Origin of the sequence: Pseudomonas sp. SMN11, assembly GCF_052041945.1 — a bacterium.
Classification (GTDB): domain Bacteria; phylum Pseudomonadota; class Gammaproteobacteria; order Pseudomonadales; family Pseudomonadaceae; genus Aquipseudomonas.
This window is the reverse complement of sequence record NZ_JBKGGW010000014.1, coordinates 81,679-99,169: the sequence shown is the minus strand read 5'-3', so window position 1 is coordinate 99,169 and position 17,491 is coordinate 81,679. Positions and strand designations below refer to the sequence as shown.

The window sequence follows — 17,491 nt, the reverse complement described above, 5'->3', positions numbered from 1 at the left end:
GCATGCCCTTTTTAGACGTGCACCGCGACTTTCAGGGCCTCCAGTGCCGGCTCCACCTTGATCCCCACCTCTGCCCCCAGCTCCAGCACCCGCGCCAGGTCCTGTTGGCCAACCATCACCATCTGCAGTTCGTCATCGAGCAGCTGGCTGAAGTTGAGCAGCACATAACCGCCCGCCTCCTTGTTCAACGCGCCCATCTGCACCTGGATGCGATTGAGTGCGGTCAGCGGCTCGGTGCGCGCCAGCTGCTTGGGCTTGAGGGTGAACGGCACGCTCTGGTCGAACGAATCGCTGATGTGCTGGAACAGCTCCTGATAGCTGTCGGCCTGGAACACCACTGTGTCAGGCAGGCTGCCGAGCACAACCCATTCGCCAAGCGGGATCGGGAAGCTGTCGTCGTAGTTGATATCCGGGTTGGCGGCGAGGAAGGCAGCGGGGTCGGCGTAGGCCTGGGCGGCCTCGTCGGCGATGCGCTCGATGTCCTCATCGCGCATGCAGCCGGCGCCGATGAGGCTGATGAATTCGAGCAACTGGTTTTTCATGAAGGGGGCCTGCGACGGGTGAAAAGTCGCCAAGGATAGCCGCAAATGCCCCCAGGCAGTTAGCCGGCCAGCGCTTGCAGGCGTGCAGCGGCGTCCACCGCGCCCATGGTCTGCGCCGCCATCAGCGCCGTGGCGCCACGGGCGTCCTGGCGCGCCGGGTCGGCGCCCTGGGCCAGCAGAAAGTCGAGAATCTCGCCGCGGTTGAACATCGCCGCCAGCATCAGCGCGGTGCGCCCGTCCTGTGCGGCAGCATCCACTGGGACGCCGCTTTCCAGCAGCAGACGGATCATCGCCAGGTCCCCCTTGAACGCCGCACCGGCGATTGGCAACTGGCCGTTGTCGTTGGCGATCAGCGGGTCGGCGCCGTGGGCCAACAACACCCGCACCGCTTCATGCTGGCCGTGGTAGCTGGCCAGCATCAGCAAGGTATCGCCCTTGTGATTGCGCAGGTTGGCCGGCAGCCCGCTGGCCAGCAGGCGGCCGAGCATCTCGGCGTCGCCCTGGCGGGCACGTTCGAAGACCTGCTCGGCAAAAGCGGCGGTTTCATCATCGGTCATGGCGGTAGCGGTGGGTTGAGCGGACATCGGGAACCTCCTGGCATAAATGATTGCCCAAGTTTTTGTCAGGCATGCCATTGCGGTCAAAGGTTCAGATTCTATGAGGCCGATAGGCAACGCCTGACCCGTGCAAAATGCACTGTGCAAAATGCACGACCATGCAGCCTGCACGATGCCGCTTCTGAAAATCCCCTATAACACCCTGTATTTACTGGACTTCCCCGCCTTCACGTTCTGGCACGGTCACTGCAACGATCAACTCACGTCTGCCCACACAACAGTCAGGAGTTGATATGGACCTCATCCAGGAAAAATTTGTCTCGGTGTTCTCGTCCTACCAGGTCGCCACCCAGCCCCGCCCTGACGGTGGCGTGCTGCTGACCCTGCGCGCCGCTGATGGCAAGGTCACTCGCCGCGTGCTGACCTACGGCCAGTTGCACAGTGCCGAGCAGTTGTCCTGGGCGATCAGTGCCATTCGCCGCGACCTGGCCGAGCAGGCCAGTGAGCTGCCGGTGATTTCCATGCTGCAGAGTCAGCAACGGTTTGCGCTGCCGACCTACCGCTGAGGTTTGTCTGTACCGGCCCTATCGCGAGCTTTGCTCGCTCCTGCAAGGGTATTGCATTGCCCATAGGGATGGCGGGATGCCTGGCAGGAGCGAGTGCAGCTCGCGATAGGGCCCGGTCAGACACTAAAGCTCGTCGATCCCGAGAAATGCCCGAGCAGTCGCATCTCCGGTAAACCGCGGCTCCGCGCCCTGCTCACTGCCAAACAGGCGCAACGCCAGGCAGAACGGATTGTCCCCCAGCTCCACCCAACGTCGCGTCCCTGCCGGCACCACCAGCTGGTCTCCCTTTTCGCACAACACCGCATATACGTACTCGCCCAGGCGCAGGCCGACTTGTGCGCGGCCGGTCAGCACGGCGAACACTTCATCGCTGTCGTGCACATGCTCGTCGCGCACATCGGCCTGGGTCGGGTCGAGGCCATCACGGTTGAGCAGCGTGAACGCCGCGCAGCCCTGGTCCGTCATCAGTTGGTCGAGGTGCCCGCGACAGGCGTCGAGCACATCCGCCTGGCTGCTGCCCGGGCGCACGCGCAGCTCCAGCGGGCTATGGCTGAAGCGCACGCCGTGCTCGGCCAGGGTCGCGGCGATGTCGTCGTGGTGGGTCAGCACCTTGTTCGGCAAGTCCGGGCTGGACGGATGGAAAACACAGAGGATGCTCATCGGCTGCTGGTCCTGGTCGATTTCGAACGAGTGGCAATGATAACGGCTGCCGCCAACGCTGCGGCGCTGGCCATACCAAAGGTGAAGGTCGGCCCCAGCATTTTCCAGCTGTAGCCCGAATACAAGGCGCCCAACGCACCGCCGGTACCCGACAGCGCCGCATACAGCGCCTGACCCTGGCCTTGCTGGCGGGCACCGAAACTGGCCTGGACGAAGGCGATGGACGCGGCGTGGAAGCAACCGAAGGTGGCCGCGTGCAGCAACTGGGCGAAGATCAGCACGGCCGGCTCATCCGCCAGGTTGCCCAGCAGCAGCCAGCGCAGCGCCGCCAGCAGGAAGCTGACCAGCAGTACCCGCTGCACGCTGAAGCGGGCAAACAGGCGGCTCATGACCATGAACATCAGCACCTCGGCCACTACCCCCAGCGCCCACAGCAAGCCGATGGCGCCGCGGCTGTAGCCCAGGTGTTCCAGGTGCAGGGTGAGGAAGGTGTAGTACGGGCCGTGGCTGAGCTGCATCAGCGCCACGCAGATATAAAAAGCGATCACTCCTGGCGCCGTCAGCTGGCGCAGGAAGCCGCCCGCCGCCGGGCGCTCGCTCTGCTCCACCGGCTGGGCGTTGGGCACCCACAGGCTGGCGGCGACGATGCCGGCCATGATGGTCACCAGGGCCACCGGGTAGATATCCAGGCTCAGCCATTCGAACAGCCGGCCCAGGCCGACCACGGTGAGGATGAAGCCGATCGAACCCCACAGGCGCACCTGACTGTAGCGCGAGGTCTGCCCATGCAGGTGGGCCAGGGTGATGACTTCGAACTGCGGCAGCACCGCATGCCAGAAGAACGCGTGCAGCGCCATGACCAGCGCCAGCCAGGCGTAGCTCTTGCCGAAGAAGATCAGCGAGAAGGTGGCCAGGGTCGACAAGGCGCCCAGGCGCACGATCAGCAGGCGCTGACCACTGCGGTCACCCAGCCAGCCCCACAGGTTGGGGGCGATGCAGCGCATCAGCATGGGGATGGCCACCAGCTCGCCGATGCGAGCCGGGGAGAACCCCAGGTGGTCGAAGTACAGGGCCAGGAACGGTGCGGTGGAGCCCAGCAGGGCGAAATAGAACAGGTAGAAGCTGGACAGGCGCCAGTAGGGAATCGCAGGCATGGAATAAGCCTTGTGGGACCTGTGCCGACCTCTTCGCGGGTAAACCCGCCCCCACAGAGCCCCCGCTGCCCTCAGGTTCAGTGATATCCCTGTGGGAGCGGGTTTACCCGCGAAGAGGTTGGCACTGGCGAATCAGAGCTGGCCCAGCACCGGGGTGTTGACCTTCACATCGGCATTTTGCGCGCGGTGACGCAGCAGGTGATCCATCAGCACGATGGCCATCATCGCTTCGGCGATCGGCGTGGCGCGAATGCCGACGCACGGGTCATGGCGGCCCTTGGTGATGACGTCGACCGGGTTGCCATCGACGTCGATCGAGCGGCCCGGGGTGGTGATGCTGGAGGTCGGCTTCAGCGCCAGGTGGGCGACGATCGGCTGGCCTGAGCTGATGCCACCGAGGATGCCGCCGGCATTGTTGCTGAGGAAGCCGTCCGGGGTCAGTTCGTCACGGTGCTCGGTGCCACGCTGCGCAACGCTGGCGAAACCGGCGCCGATTTCCACACCCTTGACCGCGTTGATGCTCATCAGCGCATGGGCCAGCTCGGCGTCGAGGCGGTCGAAGATCGGCTCGCCCAGGCCTGGCATCACGCCTTCGGCCACCACGGTGATCTTCGCTCCGACCGAATCCTGGTCACGGCGCAGCTGGTCCATGTAGGCCTCGAGTTGCGGCACCTTGCTCGGGTCGGGGCTGAAGAAGGCGTTTTCCTCCACCGAGTCCCAGCTCTTGAACGGGATCTCGATCGGGCCCAACTGGCTCATGTAGCCACGCACCTGGATGCCCTGGGTTGCCAAGTACTTCTTGGCAATGGCACCGGCGGCCACGCGCATGGCGGTTTCCCGGGCCGAGCTGCGGCCGCCGCCACGGTAGTCGCGGATGCCGTACTTGTGGTGGTAGGTGTAGTCGGCGTGGGCCGGGCGGAACAGGTCCTTGATCGCCGAGTAGTCCTTGGACTTCTGGTCGGTGTTGCGGATCAGCAGGCCGATCGAGCAGCCCGTGGTACGGCCTTCGAACACGCCGGAGAGGATCTCCACTTCGTCGGCTTCCTGTCGCTGGGTGGTATGCCGGCTGGTGCCAGGCTTGCGCCGGTCGAGGTCGTGCTGCAGGTCGGCGAGGGAGATTTCCAGGCCAGGCGGGCAACCATCGACAATGGCGACCAACGCCGGGCCATGGCTTTCGCCAGCGGTGGTGACAGTGAACAGCTTGCCGTAGGTATTGCCGGACATGGACGCTCCGCGAAATCTGCCTGAGATGAACGAAAGCGGGCAGTATACAGATGGAATGGCAATCTGTGCGCTGCGTGGGCCCTGCCTGCGAACCTTCCCGCAAACATTGGGTCAAAGCGTCATCTCCCCACTGTAGTACCGCATGATGTCGCGCCTCGTCGCCTTCTTCCTCCTGCTGTGCACGGGCATGGCTCAAGCCGCTGCCCCCACCGTGCTGCAACGCCCCATCGACCTGGACACGGGCCAGGGTGTGCTGCACGGCAGCCTGCTGCTGCCGCAACAGGCCACGCCACCGCCGGTGGTGCTGATCATCGCTGGCTCCGGCCCCACCGACCGCGACGGCAACAACCCGGCCTCGGGGCGCGTCGACAACCTCAAGCGCCTGGCCTTGGTGCTGGCCAACGAGCACATCGCCAGCGTGCGCTACGACAAGCGCGGGGTGGCGGCGAGCCAGCCGGCCACGCCGGATGAGCGCGACCTCAGCGTGCAACGCTACGTCGACGATGTGGTGGCCTGGAGCCGCAAGCTCAAGGCCGACCCACGCTTCGGCCCGCTGATCCTGGTCGGCCACAGCGAAGGGGCGCTGATCGCCAGCCTGGCCGCCGAGCGTGCCGGCGCCAGCGCGGTGATCACCCTGGCCGGCATGGGCCGGCCACTGGCGGACGTGCTCCGCGAGCAGCTGGCCCAGCGCATGTCGCCAGCGCAACTGGCCGGTGGCAGCGCCCTGCTCGACCGCCTGCAGGCCGGTCAGACCACCCTCGATGTGCCGACACCACTGCGCCAGGTGTTCCGTCCCAGCGTGCAGCCCTACCTGATCACCCTGCTCCAGCAGGACCCGGCACAGGCCTTCGCCCGCTTGCCGATGCCTGCGCTGATCGTGCAGGGCCGCAACGACGTGCAGGTCGACGTGGCCGATGCCGAACGCCTCAAGGCAGCAAAGCCGGATGCGCAGCTGGTCCTGATTGACGGCATGAACCACATGCTGCGCATCAGCCCCAAGGACATGCACCTGCAGCGTGACAGCTACCTCAACCCGGAACTGCCACTGGCGCGGGAACTCGGCGAGCGGGTGGTCAGTTTCATTCACCAGTTGCCTTCGGCCTGACCCTCAAACATCGGCAAAACCTGCCGATAACGCGGTATCGGTGCTGATTGGGCCGCTTTGTGGCCCCGTCAGCGCCCGCCCGTATCTGAGGAAATGCCTTGATGACCGATGCCCCCGCCGCCGTCGAACCGGCCGAAGAGCCGCCTGCTCCGGAACCTGCCGCTCTGCCCTGGGCCGACCTTGCGGTCGAACATTTCCAGCTGCTGCGCCTGGCGCCCTTGCCCACCGACCGCAACAGCGGTGCACGGCCATTGCGCTTCGTCGAGTTCGCCTATGCAGAGCGCCATGACAAGGCCCACAGCCTGCTGCGCATGGAAATCCGCCTGCCCGGGCAGAAAGTGCGCAAGGAGCAGAACCAGCTGGATGTGCGAGTGGATCACACCGAGCGCCTGGTGACCCTCGGCAGCGACAGCGGCCTGCAACTGGAGCCGCTGAACCGTGGCCTCGGCCGCTTCATGCTTGGCCAGGCCGTGCAGTGGCTGCAGCGCCGCTGGTCGAACTACCGGGTCGAAGGCATGGCGCTGCCAAACAAGGATGCGCTGAACGAAGATACCCGCCTGCGCCGCGACCGATTCATCACCGCCTGCGGCATGGAAGTGGAATACGCCGACCCGCAGCACCTCAAGGGCCGCACGCTAGATACCACGGTGAGCCAGCTCAAGGGCGGCTGGAATACCGAGAAGGTGCAGCAGTTGAGCATGCTGGATGCGGCGGGCATGTTGCAGCAGGCCGAGCAACAGTTGCTGGAGAAAGAGGGGCAACTGCGCGAACGCGATGAGCGGGTGGCCAAGTATCGGCGCGAGGATAGCGGCTTGCGCTTTACCATCACCTGCCTGGTGGCGTTTGCCGTGTTCCAGGCGGGGTTGCTGATCTGGATCGCTACCCGGTAAACAACTGGGGCTGCTTTGCAGCCCCGGCAATCCAGAATCAGACGCGAGCCTTGAACAGCTCCTGGTGCTGACGGCACTGCTCGGCGGTGAGCATGAACACACCATGCCCGCCACGCTCGAACTCCAGCCAGGCAAAGTCCACTTCCGGGTACAGTGCCTCGACATGCACCTGGCTGTTACCAACCTCGACGATCAGCAAACCTTTGTCGGTCAGGTGGTCGCCCGCCTCGGCCAGCATCCGCCGCACCAGGTCCAGGCCGTCGTTGCCGCAGGCAAGGCCCATTTCAGGCTCGTGATGATATTCGGCCGGCATGTCGCCGAAGTCCTCGGCGTCGACATACGGCGGGTTGGACAGGATCAGGTCGAAACGCTGCCCCGGCAGCCCCGCGAAGCCATCACCCTGCACGGTGAACACACGCTCGTCGAGCCCATGGCGCTCGATGTTCTGGTTGGCCACTTCCAGCGCGTCGAACGACAGGTCGGCCAACACCACTTCGGCCTCGGGGAACACTTCGGCAGCCACGATACCGATGCAGCCCGAACCGGTGCACAGGTCGAGGATGCGTGCCGGCTCCTGCGCCAGCCACGGTTCAAAGCGCTTTTCGATCAGCTCGCCGATCGGCGAACGGGGCACCAGCACACGCTCGTCGACGATGAACGACATGCCGCAGAACCAGGCTTCGCCCAGCAGGTAGGCGGTCGGCACGCGCTCTTCGATGCGGCGCTTGAGCAGGTGCTGCAGGCGTACCCGCTCGTCGTCCTCGAGCTGGCAGTCCAGGTAGCTGTCGGCGATTTCCCATGGCAGGTGCACGGCGCCCAGCACCAGCAGGCGGGCTTCGTCCCAGGCATTGTCGGCGCCGTGGCCGAAGAACAGCTCGTGCTCATGGAAGCGGCTGACCGCCCAGCGGATATGGTCGCGCAACGTGCGCAGACGAGATGTGATCACGGGGTACTCCTAATTCAGACCGTACAAAAGTCTAACAGCCCCACCCGCACATTTGTTCCCCGCGATGCCCCAATGGCAGGCCACAGGCCAGTAACCACGCCGCTTGCGATGTCAACCATTCCCATTGGCGCCAAGGCAAGGGAGAATAGGTATACAAAAGCCCTATCCAAGGAGCCCTTGATGTCCGTTCCAACCACGATGTTCCGCCTCACTGGCCGCGACTACCCGCCGGCCAAGCTGAGCCAAGCCAGCCTGATCATCATCGATGCGCAGAAGGAATACCTGAGCGGTCCTCTGCAACTGTCGGGCATGGACGAGGCCGTGGCCAACATCGCCCGGTTGCTCGACGCCGCCCGCAAGGCCGGCCGTCCGATCATCCACGTTCGCCACCTCGGTACCGTTGGCGGGCGCTTCGACCCGCAGGGCCCGGCCGGCCAGTTCATCCCAGGCCTGGAGCCACGCGAAGGTGAAATCATCATCGAAAAGCGCATGCCCAACGCCTTCAAGAACACCAAGCTGCACGACACCCTGCAGGCGCTGGGGCACCTGGACCTGATCGTGTGCGGTTTCATGAGCCACTCCAGCGTCAGCACCACCGTGCGCCGTGCCAAGGACTATGGTTATCGTTGCACCCTGGTGGAAGACGCCTCGGCAACCCGTGACCTGGCGCTCAAGGATCAGGTGATCCCCGCCGCCCAGATCCACGCGTGTGAAATGGCCGTGATGGCCGACAACTTCGCCTGTGTCGCCCCTACCGCCAGCCTGATCTGAGCTGACGTTGCGATGACCGCCCGGCAGCCGGGCGGAACCCAAGGGCCGGGCCCAGGTCGAATTCCGGATGTCCACAGAGGAAACTGGAATGAAGCTCAAAGGCAGTTTCGACGCCAAGCGTCTGCGCCCGCGTGAACCGCGTAACTGGGGTGCGCGTATTGCCGCCGGCCTGTCGGCCCTGATCGCCACGCTCGGCGTGCTGCTGGCCATGGCCGGCATCGCCGGGCTGCTCGGCAACTACACCGCCCTGGCCGAACTCAATGCCAACCGCCCGCTGGCCAGCATCCTGGCCGTGGTCGGGCTGTTGCTGCTGTACCTTGGCGTGCGCTTCTGGCGACGCAGCCGCATTCGCCTGCGCCGCGGGCGCGAGCTGAACCTGTCGCCGCACCTGATGAAAAAGCATGATTAGTGGTTTACCTGCGAAAAGGCCGGTACTGACGACACTGGGTTGATCGCGTAAACTACGCCGCCCATGTGGAGGCACCATGCAAGACGACGATTTTTCCCTGTTCAGCGCTGAAGTGCGCGGCGTCAAGCCGATCAAGCACGACCGCGCTGACGTGGGCAAGCCGAAAACCGACCGCAAGCAGCTGGCCGGCCTGCGCCAGGCCGCGACAGTGCGCAGTGACCAGACCCTGGTGATCGACGGCCTGTCCGATCAGTTCGTCATCGACGTCGGTGCCGAAGACGAGCTGATGTGGCGCCGCGACGGCGTGCAGGAAAGCCAGATCCGCAAACTCAAGCTCGGCCAGATCGCCTTCGAGGGCAGCCTCGACCTGCACGGCATGAGCGTGGAAAAGGCCCGTGAAACCCTGTGGGCCTTCATCGCCGAAGCCACTAAGCTGGAAGTCCGCTGCGTTCGGGTGACCCACGGCAAGGCCGCACGCCTGGACGGCAAACGCCCGATGATCAAGAGCCACGTCAACACCTGGCTGCGCCAGCACCCGCAAGTGCTCGGCTTCACCTCGTGCCAGGCCCGCCATGGCGGCACTGGCGCGGTGTATGTGATGCTCAAGCGAACCATGATGGAAGGCCGCGACGAGTAACGCCGTGCTTGCAGCGCCGCGCGCGGCGCCGTACCCTTCCTTTTTGCGATTTTTTACCCACAGGTAGATACATGTCCCTGGAACAGAACTACACCGAGATCCTCAGCCAACTTGGCGAGGACGTCTCCCGTGAGGGCCTGCTCGACACGCCCAAGCGGGCTGCAAAGGCCATGAAGTACCTTTGCCGCGGTTACGAGCAGACGCTGGAAGAAGTCACCAACGGCGCGCTCTTCACCTCCGACAACAGCGAGATGGTGCTGGTCCGGGACATCGAGCTGTATTCGATGTGCGAACACCACATGCTGCCTTTCATTGGCAAGGCCCACGTGGCCTACCTGCCCAAGGGCAAGGTCCTGGGCCTGTCGAAGGTCGCGCGCATCGTCGACATGTTCGCCCGCCGCCTGCAGATCCAGGAAAACCTCAGCCGCCAGATCGCCGAGGCCGTGCAGCAGGTGACTGGCGCCGCCGGCGTGGCGGTGGTCATCGAAGCCAAGCACATGTGCATGATGATGCGTGGCGTGGAGAAGCAGAATTCGACCATGCTCACTTCGGTGATGCTGGGCGAGTTCCGTGAAAACGCCTCGACTCGCAGCGAGTTCCTCAGCCTGATCAAGTGATCGGCGCATGACCCGAGCCGGCCCCCAGGGGTCGGCTTTTGCATTTCAGGAGTAGCCCATGATCGTCAAAGCCCTGCGGGTCGGCCTCGGCCAGCTCATCGTGTTCGGCGACTGGATCAGCCGCCCGGCCAAGCGCAAGCGTGATGCGGCGGCCCAGGCGCGTGTCGAGCAAGAGGCCAAGGGCCTCGCGCTATACCAGTTCCACGCCTGCCCGTTCTGCGTGAAGACCCGCCGCACCCTGCACCGCCTGAACGTGCCGGTGGCGTTGCGTGATGCCAAGAACGACGACGTGCATCGCCAGGCGCTGCACGAAGGCGGTGGCCGGGTGAAAGTGCCGTGCCTGCGCATCGAAGAAGCGGGCAAGGTGACCTGGATGTATGAATCCAAGGCCATCATTGCCTATCTGGACAAGCGCTTCGCCTAAGCCCTGCGTGCCCCTTGTGGGAGCCGCGCTTGCCGGCGATGGGCCGCTAAGCGGCCCCACGATTTCAAGGTTGTTGCAAAAATTCCGGGGCCGCTTCGCGGCCCATCGCCGGCAAGCGCGGCTCCCACAGGGATCGCGCCAGCTTACTCGACCATCGGCACATGCCGAGGATGACTGGCCACCCGCTCCAGCCAGGCGCGCACTCCCGGGTAATCCGTCAGGTCAAAGCCGCCCTGATGCGCCACATGGGTGTAGGCATACAGCGCCACATCGGCAATCGAGTACTGGTCCCCGACCAGATACGGCGTCATCTGCAACTGCCGCTCCATCACCTTCAACGCCTTGTAACCGCCCTTGTGCAGTTTGCGGTACTCCTCCACGCGCTCGTCCGGCAGCCCCAAGTAGAACTGGATGAACCGCGCCACGGCAATGTACGGCTCATGGCTGTACTGCTCGAAGAACTGCCACTGCAACACCTGGGTCCGCAGGCGCGGCTCGCTGGGCAGGAACTCGCTGCCGTCGGCCAGGTAGTTGAGGATGGCGTTCGATTCCCACAGGCAGGTACCGTCCTCAAGCTTGAGCACCGGCACCTTGCCATTGGGGTTCATGGCCAGGAACTCCGGCGTTTCTGTCTCACCCTTGAGGATATCCACCGACTGCCATTCATACGGGCGGTCGAGCAGGCTGAGCATCAGCTTGACCTTGTAGCAGTTGCCTGACTGGTAGTCACCATACACCTTGAACATCGCCCGTCCCCTCCCATGCAGTTGCGAAGATTTGCCCAATAGTTGGCGACTGTACGGCTAAAAGCAATGCCTGCTGTATGGCAAGGATCAATCCCGCCCGCGTTAGTCTGAAAAAACTGCTTACACATGGACAAGGACCCAACCAATGACCGATGCCACCTCCGCACGCCTGCGGCCTCTGGCAGACAGCTCCCCGTCGGCGGTAGTCGCCGGTTTCATCGCCATGCTCACCGGCTATACCAGCTCGCTGGTGCTGATGTTCCAGGCCGGCCAGGCGGCCGGCCTGACCAACGCGCAGATTTCTTCGTGGATCTGGGCGCTGTCGATCGGCATGGCAGCGTGCAGCATCGGCCTGTCGCTGCGCTACCGCACCCCGATCACCGTGGCCTGGTCGACCCCCGGCGCAGCACTGCTGATTACCAGCCTGGGCGGGGTCAGCTACGGTGAAGCGATAGGTGCCTACATCACGTGTGCGCTGCTGGTGCTGATCTGCGGGCTGACCGGCAGCTTCGAGCGCCTGGTCAAGCGCATTCCGGCATCGCTGGCCTCGGCCTTGCTGGCCGGGATCCTGTTCAAGATCGGCAGCGAGATCTTCGTTGCCGCCCAGCATCGCACCTTGCTGGTCCTGGGCATGTTCTTCAGCTACCTGCTGGTCAAGCGCCTGTCACCACGCTATTGCGTACTGGCCGCCTTGCTGGTGGGCACGGCGTTGTCCGGCGCCCTCGGCCTGCTCGACTTCAGCGGCTTCAAGCTGGAGGTGGCCACCCCGGTGTGGACCACGCCGAGCTTCTCGCTGGCCGCGACCATCAGCATCGGCATCCCGCTGTTCGTGGTGGCAATGACCTCGCAGAACATGCCCGGCGTGGCGGTGCTGCGCGCTGACGGCTACCAGGTGCCCGCCTCGCCGCTGATTTCAACGACAGGCCTGGCTTCGCTGCTGCTGGCTCCGTTCGGCTCGCACGGGGTCAACCTGGCGGCGATCAGTGCGGCGATCTGCACCGGGCCGCACGCCCATGAAGACCCGAGCAAGCGCTATACCGCAGCGGTGTGGTGCGGGATTTTCTATGGCATTGCCGGCACCTTCGGCGCCACCCTGGCGGCCTTGTTCGCGGCGCTGCCGAAGGAGCTGGTGCTGTCGATTGCGGCGCTGGCGCTGTTCGGTTCGATCATGAACGGGCTGACCGTGGCCATGAGCGAAGCCAGGGAGCGCGAGGCGGCGCTGATCACTTTCATGGTGACGGCTTCGGGGTTGACCTTGTTCTCGATCGGCTCGGCGTTCTGGGGGATCGTGGCGGGGGTTTTGACCTTGCTGATCCTCAATCCACGTAAGGCCTGAGGAAATTCTTTGCCTGTACCGGCCTCTTCGCGGGCACGCCCGCTCCCACAGAGATATCACAAGGCCTGAGAGCGGTGATATCCCTGTGGGAGCGGGCGTGCCCGCGAAGAGGCCAGTGCAGGCAATCACAGCCTGAAATGGCCGACCATGCCTTTGAGGTCATTGCCCAGCTGCGCCAGCTCGATACTGGACCGGGCATTGTCCTGCATCGCCAGCGCCGCCTGGTCGGCACTGCCACGAATCTGCGTCACACTGCGGCTGATCTCTTCAGCCACCGAACTCTGCTGCTCGGCGGCCGCGGCAATCTGTTGGTTCATCTGCTGGATCAACGACACCGCCACTGCGATGCTGCCCAGCGCGCTTTCGGTCTGCAGCGCATCGGCCACGGCCAGGCGCACCAGCTCGGTACTGCCACGGATCTGCTCCACCGACTGCTGGGCATTGCCGCGCAGGCTGGCCACCAGCCGTTCGATTTCCTCGGTCGACTGCCGGGTACGCCGGGCCAGCGCCCGTACTTCGTCGGCCACCACCGCAAAACCACGCCCTTGCTCACCCGCCCGGGCCGCCTCGATGGCGGCGTTGAGCGCCAGCAGGTTGGTCTGCTCGGCGACGCTCTTGATCACCGCCAACACATCGCCAATGGTGTGGATCTCGGCACTCAGGCTGTCGATGCCGGCACTGGCCGTATCCGCAGCCGTCGCCAGCTGCTCGATGCGCTGCATGCTCTCGCGCACCACGCGTTGCCCGGCGTCGACCTTGTCATCGGCGGCCTGCGCCGCCTGTGCGGCCTCCTCGGCATTGCGCGCCACGTCGTGCACGGTGGCGGTCATCTGCTGCATCGCGGTGGCCACCTGCTCGGTCTCTTCCTTCTGGCTGCCGACTTCACGGTTGGTCTGCTCGGTCACTGCCGACAACGCCTGAGCGCTGCCGGCCAGTTGCTCGATCCCCTGCTGCAGGCCGCTGACCACGCCAGACAGCCCGGCGGCCATCGACTGCATGGCCTGCATCAATTGGCCGACTTCATCACTGCGCGCCGCCTCGCTCTCCTGGCTCAACTCGCCTGCAGCAATGCGCTGGGCACGGCCGATCACGCGCTTGAGCGGGCCGACCACGGCGCGGGTAATCAGCCAGGCGGCGAGGAGGCCCACCAGCAACGCCAGCCCGGTGGCAAGGGCGATGGCCAGGCTGTTGCGCGTCAGCTCGGCCTGCATCGCCTGCTGATCGGCAGCATAGGCCTGGTCGACCCGGCCCGTGACCTGCTCGGCACGCGCCTGCAACTGCGCCTTGATGCCTTGCTCCTTGCCCAGCAGGTCGGTGTATTCGTTGAGCTTGTCGGTAAAGCTGACAATGTGCCCGGCTACCTCGCTGAGCACACTCTGGTAGCCCGCGTCACCGACGGCGGCCTTGAGCTGCTCGACCAGTTGCGCCGCCTCGACCGTCTGGGCGATGCGGCCTTGCTCCCCCTCCTCGCCCTTGCGGCTCTTGTCCAGGCGCACCCGGGCTTCGTCCATGGCTTGCAGCATCAGCCGCGACACCTGTGCCACCTGCCCGGCCTGCTCAAGGAACTCGCCGCCTTGCTGGCCCTGGGACTGCTTGAGCGTGTAGGTGGCATCGTCGGCCAGGCCGGCCTGCAGCACATCGAGGTTGTTGGCCACGCTGGACACCGACCAACTGGCCATGTCCAGCGCCAGCTCCTTGGCCTGCACCGCTTCGACGAAAGCTTCGAAGGCCTGGCCGTAAGCCGCGAGGTCAGCTTCAGCCGCCGCCAGCGCTGGCAGGCTTCGGGCGCGTTCGGCAAGATTCTGCAAACCGCTGCGCAAGGCCTCGGCCTCTTTGATATCGGAGCGCAAGGCAAAGGCCTGCTCGTGCTGGCGCAGCCGCAACAGGTCGGTATTGATCTGGCCCAGTTGGCGCAGGCCGTCGAAGCGCTGGCCGACGCTGTGCAGCGCCGCGATGCCGATGGCTGCCACCGCTACGGTCAACAGCAACACCAGGGCAAAGCCCAGGCCCAGTTTGCGGGCCATGCCCAAGTTGGCCAGAACACCGTGCCTGCTCGTCGCCATCGCCGATCCCCCTCCACCGTGCCAGGTTTTGCCGAGGGCCAAGCGTGGCAACGTTATCGCCCTGCTAACAAGAGGTTGGCGCCAAAATGGTGTCAAATGGCTATGAGCGTGTCGCGATCAGCTAGCTGAAGGTCGCCCTGCGTGCTGAAGGAAGCCCTGGGCACGGGCGTCCTGCCCGTAGGCGACATTGATGCGCAGCCAGTCGCTGGCAGCGCCCTGGTAGTCGAAGGCACTGCCCGGAGTAAGCAACACCGCATGCTCCAGCGCAAGGCGTTCGAGGCTGGCAAAATCATGCCCAGGCACCCGCGCCCACACGAACATGCCGCCACACGGCTCGCAGAACACCTGCCAGCCGTACTGTTCCAGCTGCCCGAGCAATTTGGCCATGTGCTGCCCCAGCCGCACCCGCAGGCGCTGGACGCTCTTGCGGTAGCTGCCGTTGGCCAGCATCTGCCCGACCACCTGCTCGGCAAAGCGCGAGGTGCCGATGCCACTGACCATCTTCAGCTCGGCCAGGCGCGCCACCAAGGGAGCATCGGCCACCAGGTAGCCGACGCGCAGCGAACTGCTCAGGGTCTTGGAGAAACTGGCCAGGTAGATCACCCGTTGCTCGCTGTCGAGAGTGGCCAGGCGGGTGGCCGGGCCCTCCTGGAAGTCAGCGTAGATATCGTCTTCGATGATGCGCAGGTCGTACTCGCGGGCCAGCTCCAGCAGGCGATAGGCAACCTTGGGCGCAAGGCTGGTGCCAGTGGGGTTCTGGTACAGGCTGTTGGTGAACAGGCAACGTGGGCGATGCTCGGCCAGCAAGCGCTCGAGCACGGCAAGGTCAGGGCCGGTCGCCGTGCGCGGCACCGGCAACATGCGTACCTGATGCTGACGCAGCAGGTTGTACAGGTTGTAGTAGCCAGGGTTCTCTACCAGCACGGTGTCGCCGGGGCGCAACAAGGTACGTACCAGCAGGTCGAGGCCATGGCTGGCACCTTGGGTGGTGAGGATGCGCTCGGGCCCGGCAGTGATGTCCAGCCGTGCCAGGCGCTTGTGCAAGTGCTGGCGCAGGCTGGCCAGGCCCAGCGGCGGGCAATAGTCGAACAGGTCCTGTGGGTTGCCGCGGCTGACCTGGCGGATCGCCTGGGCCAGTTCGACGTCTGCGCGCCAGCTGTTCGGCAACCAGCCGCAGCCAAGCTTGAGCAATTCGTCATGGCCTTCGCGGAACTGGCGCCAGCTGCCATCGCCCGCCTCACCCCACACCGGCTGATGCTCGGCCGCGACGGTGGCTTTGCGCTCGGCAACGAAGAAGCCGGTGCCATGACGTGCCTCGAGCCAGCCGCTGGCGACCAGACGGTCGTAGGCTTCGATTACGCAGGATGCACTGACCGACTGGTCGCGGGCCAGGCTGCGGATCGATGGCAGGCGGGCACCGGGACGCAGGCGCTGCTGTTCGATCCAGGCCAGCAGATGGTCGGTGAGTTGCTGCACCAGCGGGGTGGGGTTTTGACGGTCGAGGGTGAAGTACATGGCAGGAAGTGTTTGGAGGTTTTGGGCGAACAGTTAAGCATAAATGAAGCCTGGGTGTGCCTTGTTGAGGGTTGGGGTGAAGGGCAGTGTTTCCTGTACCGGCCTTTTCGCGGGTAAACCCGCGAATAGGCCGGTACTGACAACCCAAGAACCAGGATCGTACCCATGCCTTCGCACCACTCCCCCGCCCTGCTGGCCTTTGCCCTGTGCCTGATCACCCTGGCGGTCAACCTGCAGGCCCCGCTGTACATCACCTATGCCGACCTCTCCGGCCAGGGCGCCGCCGCGACCGCAGTGGCCTTTTCCGGCTATGTGCTGGGCGTGCTGCCGGTGCTGTTGGCCCTGGGCGGGCTGGCCGACCGGGTCGGGCGGCGGCCGCTGATCCTCGCCGCGCTCGTGCTGTCCATGGTCGCCACCTTGCTCATGCTGTTCGCCCCCAGCCTGCTGAGCCTCGGCGTAGCGCGCTTCTTCCTGGGCTTGGGCACAGGCCTGGCTTCGGCCACGGCAACGGCCTACATGGCTGAGCTGATGGGCGCCGACAGCAGTGCGCGTGCCGCCAACTGGGTCACCGCCAGCACCTCACTGGGCTTTGGCCTGGGCGCGGCGCTGACCAGCCTGTTCCTGCTGCGCGGCCCGAGCCTGACGCCCGGCAGCTTCCACCTGCAGCTGCTGCTTGGCGCAGTGGCTGTGCTGCTGGTGTGGCGCTTGCCCGACCCACGCCCGGCGCAGCGCAGTGCCATGCTGCGACTGCCCTGCTACCCGCGCGGCAGCGTAGTGTATGGCCTGGCCATTCTACTGGCTTGGGCCTGCGTCGGGCTGGTGATCGCCCTGCTGCCCGGGATCCTGCGCCAGCACAACTTGAGCGCATGGTCAGGGTTTTCGACGTTCTGCGTGATCAGCTGCGGCCTGCTGTTCCAGCCGCTGGCCCGGCGCATGTCCAGCCGTGCAGCCACCCTGCTGGGCCTGGCGATCCTGCCGTGCAGCTATGCCTTGCTGGCCTGGGGCGCCGAAAGCGGACGCCTCTGGGCAGTGCTCGCCGGCGCGGTGGCAGCCAGCAGTGCCTGCTACGGGTTCATCTACCTCGGCGGGCTGGCGGCGGTGAATGAACTGGCCGGAGCCGAGAAAACACGCGCCAGTGCGGGGTTCTTCCTGCTGGCCTACCTGGGCTTCAGCGTGCCGGTGATCCTGACTGGGATACTGAGTGACCGCCTGGGCTCGGGCATGGCCTTGCTGGGGTTTGGCGGGGTCTTGCTGGCGGGCTGCGTGGCCGTTGCCGGAGCGTTGCAGGGCGCAAGGCAAAGCGTGCAACCAGCCAACAGCCATTGAGCC

19 protein-coding genes and 1 pseudogene are annotated in these 17,491 nt (G+C 65.1%); 10 read left to right on the top strand and 10 right to left on the bottom strand.

The features are described 5' to 3' along the window. Positions 1-11: 11 nt before the first annotated feature. Both ACLEJU_RS14500 and ACLEJU_RS14495 read right to left on the bottom strand, forming a co-directional pair. Positions 12-542 (bottom strand): hypothetical protein, encoded by a 531-nt coding sequence (locus tag ACLEJU_RS14500; RefSeq protein WP_152959332.1) that lies wholly within the window; start codon positions 540-542, stop codon positions 12-14. Positions 543-601: 59 nt separating this feature from the next. Continuing rightward, entirely contained in the window at positions 602-1,126 is a 525-nt protein-coding gene (locus ACLEJU_RS14495) for an ankyrin repeat domain-containing protein (RefSeq protein ID WP_435425218.1), read from the bottom strand. 266 nt (positions 1,127-1,392) lie between these two features. Between ACLEJU_RS14495 and ACLEJU_RS14490 the strand changes: the two genes are divergently transcribed. Then, positions 1,393-1,665: a DUF3509 domain-containing protein gene (locus ACLEJU_RS14490; RefSeq protein ID WP_435425217.1), complete on the top strand. Its 273-nt coding sequence runs from the start codon at positions 1,393-1,395 to the stop codon at positions 1,663-1,665. A gap of 123 nt (positions 1,666-1,788) precedes the next feature. Here the strand turns inward: ACLEJU_RS14490 and ACLEJU_RS14485 are convergent, their stop codons facing one another. The 3 genes from ACLEJU_RS14485 to aroC form a co-directional block, all read right to left on the bottom strand. Next, positions 1,789-2,325, bottom strand: coding sequence for an oxidase (locus ACLEJU_RS14485; RefSeq protein WP_435425216.1), 537 nt, complete (start codon positions 2,323-2,325; stop codon positions 1,789-1,791). Continuing rightward, the gene (locus tag ACLEJU_RS14480) at positions 2,322-3,479 is read right to left on the bottom strand and encodes an MFS transporter (protein ID WP_435425215.1); all 1,158 of its coding nucleotides are present in this window, start codon (positions 3,477-3,479) and stop codon (positions 2,322-2,324) included. The genes ACLEJU_RS14485 and ACLEJU_RS14480 overlap by 4 nt, the downstream gene beginning before the upstream one ends. Before the next feature lie 132 nt (positions 3,480-3,611). Then, positions 3,612-4,703, bottom strand: a complete 1,092-nt coding sequence (aroC, locus tag ACLEJU_RS14475; protein ID WP_435425214.1) for a chorismate synthase — start codon at positions 4,701-4,703, stop codon at positions 3,612-3,614. A gap of 142 nt (positions 4,704-4,845) precedes the next feature. Here aroC and ACLEJU_RS14470 point away from each other — a divergent pair, with 142 nt between their 5' ends. Both ACLEJU_RS14470 and ACLEJU_RS14465 read left to right on the top strand, forming a co-directional pair. Further along, positions 4,846-5,808: an alpha/beta hydrolase gene (locus ACLEJU_RS14470; RefSeq protein WP_435425213.1), complete on the top strand. Its 963-nt coding sequence runs from the start codon at positions 4,846-4,848 to the stop codon at positions 5,806-5,808. Positions 5,809-5,909: 101 nt separating this feature from the next. After that, a complete protein-coding gene (locus ACLEJU_RS14465; RefSeq protein WP_435425212.1) occupies positions 5,910-6,698 on the top strand; it encodes a hypothetical protein in 789 nt (262 codons plus the stop codon). A gap of 37 nt (positions 6,699-6,735) precedes the next feature. On the opposite strand, the gene prmB is transcribed toward ACLEJU_RS14465, so the two are convergent. Then, positions 6,736-7,644 (bottom strand): 50S ribosomal protein L3 N(5)-glutamine methyltransferase, encoded by a 909-nt coding sequence (gene prmB / locus ACLEJU_RS14460; RefSeq protein WP_103449651.1) that lies wholly within the window; start codon positions 7,642-7,644, stop codon positions 6,736-6,738. Positions 7,645-7,824: 180 nt separating this feature from the next. On the opposite strand from prmB, the gene ACLEJU_RS14455 reads away from it, so the two are divergent. The 5 genes from ACLEJU_RS14455 to ACLEJU_RS14435 all read left to right on the top strand — a co-directional run bounded on the left by ACLEJU_RS14455 (position 7,825) and on the right by ACLEJU_RS14435 (position 10,502). Further along, a complete protein-coding gene (locus ACLEJU_RS14455; RefSeq protein ID WP_103449650.1) occupies positions 7,825-8,415 on the top strand; it encodes a cysteine hydrolase family protein in 591 nt (196 codons plus the stop codon). An 88-nt stretch (positions 8,416-8,503) separates the two neighbouring features. Then, a complete protein-coding gene (locus tag ACLEJU_RS14450) occupies positions 8,504-8,824 on the top strand; it encodes a hypothetical protein (RefSeq protein WP_110639706.1) in 321 nt (106 codons plus the stop codon). 76 nt (positions 8,825-8,900) lie between these two features. Continuing rightward, on the top strand, positions 8,901-9,461 hold the full coding sequence (locus tag ACLEJU_RS14445; RefSeq protein WP_254480967.1) for a Smr/MutS family protein: 561 nt from the start codon (positions 8,901-8,903) through the stop codon (positions 9,459-9,461). A gap of 71 nt (positions 9,462-9,532) precedes the next feature. Next, a complete protein-coding gene (folE, locus tag ACLEJU_RS14440; RefSeq protein WP_103449647.1) occupies positions 9,533-10,078 on the top strand; it encodes a GTP cyclohydrolase I FolE in 546 nt (181 codons plus the stop codon). A 58-nt stretch (positions 10,079-10,136) separates the two neighbouring features. Then, entirely contained in the window at positions 10,137-10,502 is a 366-nt protein-coding gene (locus tag ACLEJU_RS14435) for a glutaredoxin (protein ID WP_435425211.1), read from the top strand. Between the two features lie 143 nt (positions 10,503-10,645). Here the strand turns inward: ACLEJU_RS14435 and ACLEJU_RS14430 are convergent, their stop codons facing one another. Then, positions 10,646-11,248, bottom strand: a complete 603-nt coding sequence (locus tag ACLEJU_RS14430; RefSeq protein ID WP_435425210.1) for a glutathione S-transferase family protein — start codon at positions 11,246-11,248, stop codon at positions 10,646-10,648. A gap of 145 nt (positions 11,249-11,393) precedes the next feature. On the opposite strand from ACLEJU_RS14430, the gene ACLEJU_RS14425 reads away from it, so the two are divergent. Further along, complete coding sequence (locus tag ACLEJU_RS14425) at positions 11,394-12,584, top strand: benzoate/H(+) symporter BenE family transporter (RefSeq protein WP_435425209.1); 1,191 nt, start codon at positions 11,394-11,396, stop codon at positions 12,582-12,584. A 125-nt stretch (positions 12,585-12,709) separates the two neighbouring features. On the opposite strand, the gene ACLEJU_RS14420 is transcribed toward ACLEJU_RS14425, so the two are convergent. The 3 genes and pseudogenes from ACLEJU_RS14420 to ACLEJU_RS14410 all read right to left on the bottom strand — a co-directional run bounded on the left by ACLEJU_RS14420 (position 12,710) and on the right by ACLEJU_RS14410 (position 16,162). After that, positions 12,710-13,573, bottom strand: coding sequence for a methyl-accepting chemotaxis protein (locus ACLEJU_RS14420; RefSeq protein WP_435422895.1), 864 nt, complete (start codon positions 13,571-13,573; stop codon positions 12,710-12,712). Then, positions 13,571-13,795: pseudogene (locus ACLEJU_RS14415) on the bottom strand (HAMP domain-containing protein); the annotation flags it as partial. The gene ACLEJU_RS14420 and the pseudogene ACLEJU_RS14415, both read right to left, overlap by 3 nt. A gap of 969 nt (positions 13,796-14,764) precedes the next feature. After that, the gene (locus ACLEJU_RS14410; RefSeq protein WP_435422890.1) at positions 14,765-16,162 is read right to left on the bottom strand and encodes a PLP-dependent aminotransferase family protein; all 1,398 of its coding nucleotides are present in this window, start codon (positions 16,160-16,162) and stop codon (positions 14,765-14,767) included. A gap of 165 nt (positions 16,163-16,327) precedes the next feature. Between ACLEJU_RS14410 and ACLEJU_RS14405 the strand changes: the two genes are divergently transcribed. Continuing rightward, positions 16,328-17,488 (top strand): MFS transporter, encoded by a 1,161-nt coding sequence (locus ACLEJU_RS14405; RefSeq protein ID WP_435422889.1) that lies wholly within the window; start codon positions 16,328-16,330, stop codon positions 17,486-17,488. Positions 17,489-17,491 lie beyond the last annotated feature (3 nt).